This is a genomic window from Streptomyces sp. NPDC000941 (assembly GCF_053599555.1).
Genome location: NZ_JBSFMM010000493.1, coordinates 1 through 2,436, shown reverse-complemented (window position 1 = coordinate 2,436; position 2,436 = coordinate 1). Strand labels below are relative to the sequence as shown.

At 76.5% G+C, this 2,436-nt stretch carries 2 protein-coding genes; both read right to left on the bottom strand.

The genetic code is table 11. The features are described from left to right. Positions 1-71: 71 nt before the first annotated feature. Entirely contained in the window at positions 72-1,208 is a 1,137-nt protein-coding gene (locus ACWDSL_RS52995; protein WP_450496891.1) for a protein kinase domain-containing protein, read from the bottom strand. Positions 1,209-1,349: 141 nt separating this feature from the next. Further along, the gene (locus ACWDSL_RS52990) at positions 1,350-2,321 is read right to left on the bottom strand and encodes an outer membrane protein assembly factor BamB family protein (RefSeq protein WP_450496893.1); all 972 of its coding nucleotides are present in this window, start codon (positions 2,319-2,321) and stop codon (positions 1,350-1,352) included. Between the last annotated feature and the right edge of the window lie 115 nt (positions 2,322-2,436).

Here is a 2,436-nt window from a genome sequence, read left to right as displayed (position 1 = left end):
TGTCTCCTTGACCGCTTGGTCGGTGGTGGTCATCGTCGTGCCTGTTGTCTTCAACGGTGACTCGGTGGTGCTCATGTCGCGCCTCCCGGTGGCGGATCGGCGACCGGATGCGCGCGGTTGCGGCCCTCGCCGCGCGTGGGCGCCGCGAACACATCGTCGTCCGGGAACGCCTCGTCCTCGGCGGCCGGTTCATCGCGGGCGCCGGGCGAGGCCTCGGCCGCCGGCCCGGGGGCGGTCCCGGGCTCCTCCAGCACCAGCGCCCGCGCGGCCTCACGGGCCAGCCGGGCGACCACGGCGCTCGGCAGCCGCGGTGGCGGCGGTGGCGCGGCCGGGTCGGAACCGCCGAAGGCCGCGCGCAGCTCCGCGGCTTCCGGACGGTCGGCAGGGTCCTTTTCCAGACAGCCCGTCAGGATCCGGGCGAGCGAGTCGGACAGCCGGCCGAGAGCCGGCGGTTGCGCGGCGATCCGGTACAGCACCTGCGGCGGCGCGTCGTCGCCGAACGGGGGGCGGCCGGAAGCGGCATAGGCGAGGACCGCGCCCAGCGAGAACACGTCGGAGGCCGGGACGGGGGCCCGGCCCCTCGCCTGTTCGGGTGACAGGAAGGGGGCCGGCCCGGCGAACCGGCCGGTGTCGCTGTCGTACGCGTCCGCTCCCCCGGCCCCCTCTCCCCTGCCGTTCTCTCTCCCGCCGGCCCCCCTCCCACCGCGGGCTCCCTGCCGCGGCAGGCGGGCGTGGTGAAACCCGGTCAGCCGGGGACCGTCCCCGGCCACCAGGACCGCGTCGGCCGAGATGCCGCCGTGCACCATTCCGGCCGCGTGAACCCGCTCCAGCGCCTCGGCGAGCGCGGCGCCCAGAACACGTACGTCGTCCTCCGCGAGCCCTCGGGGCGCGGCGCGGACGGCTTCGGCGAGCGGTACGGCGGGGACGTACGGGTAGGCCACCCATGGGGCCGACGCGTCGAGTTCGGCCTCCTCGACGGGGCGTACCCAGCGCCCGGCGGCGGCCCGTGATGCCGCCACGTCGCGGCGCAGCCGGGCGCGCAGCCGCTGGTCGTCGGCGAGCGAGGCGCGCACCAGCGTGACCTCCACGGTCGGCCCCGCGCCGACGCGCCGGCCCAGCAGCCGCACGCCGCTCTCCGTCTCCCCCAGCCGGGCCAGCATCCGAAACGGCCCGAGGTGACGCGGATCCGCGTTGTGCAAGGTGTGCATGTGTCGGCAGCCCTCCCGGCACGATGTGCCACGCCCCGCTATCGATACGTACCGCAGCCTAAGGGTGTCCAAGCATGGAGGTTTCACGCGGCCGAACGTCCACGGCCGCGGCCTCGGCGTTCGCGGAGAGGCGTTCGCGGGTCACAGGACCGGCATGGCGTGCAGGGTGCCGGCGTGGGTCAGGAAGACCCGGTTGGCCGCGCCGGTCAGGCGCCAGGGCTGGCCGCCCCCGCCGCCGAGCGACCACGCCGCCGCGGCCTTCCGCAGGTCGACGGTCACGACTCCGTCGTCCGGGCCGAACCGGTCCGCGCCCAGCGGGTGGTAGAGGGACCGGCCCTGGACCACGGGCGCGGTCGTGGGCAGGGCGTGCGTACCGGGGAGGAGGGACCAGGTCTGCTCACCGCTGCGGGCGTCGACCGCGATCAACTGGTCCTGCCAGGCGACGTACAGGGAGCCGTTGGCCGGGGTGGGTGAGCCCCAGGCGCCGCCGCCGGGCGTGGGCTCGGCCCAGCGCCGTGTACCGTCCGCGAGGGTGAGTGCCCGCAGCGAGGCGCCGCCCAGATACACGGTGTCGCCCGCGACGGCGGGTGTGAGGGCCACCTCGGCGGCGGTGTCCTGACGCCAGGCGACCGAGCCGTGGTCGTCGGTGCGGTACGCGGTCACCGTCCCGTCGGCTCCGGCGACGACGAGCCGCCCTCTGGCCGCTGCCGCCGCGGCTCCCTTCGCCGTACCGGTCGCCGCCGATCTCGTCCAGCGGGCCCGAGCGCCCGTCAGCGGCAGTGCGCTCAGCCGTCGTTCGCCGTCCAGTACGTACGCGGTGTCGGCGTCGGCGGCCAGGAGCCGTGTCGCGCCGACCGCCCGGGACCAGCGTTCCCGTCCGTCGCGGGCGTCCAACGCGGTCAGCCGTCCGCCAGCGGTGACGGCGAGGACGACACCGCCCGCCGCCAGCAGGCCCGCGGCGGGCAGCGGCGCGCCCCGGTCGGTCCAGATCCACGCTCGCTGCCCGGTGTCCACTGCCCAGGCGGTCAGGCCCTTGGGCGTTCCGGCCACCACGACCTCGCCGGCCGCCAGCGGGCCGGCGCCGTCGGTGGCGAGGCCGTCTCGGGTCCACAGCGGGGCGGGCGCGGTGCCCGTCGTGTACCGCGCCAGCGGGGTGGCGGCGGGGACGCCGGGGTGGGCTCAGCTGTACGTACAGTTCACCGACTGGGACAAAGCCGAGCGGACCGCC

Coding starts and splice junctions, on each gene's coding strand:
- ACWDSL_RS52995 (WP_450496891.1), bottom strand. CDS start 1,208: ATGCACACCTTGCACAACGCGGATCCGCGTCACCTCGGGCCGTTTCGG.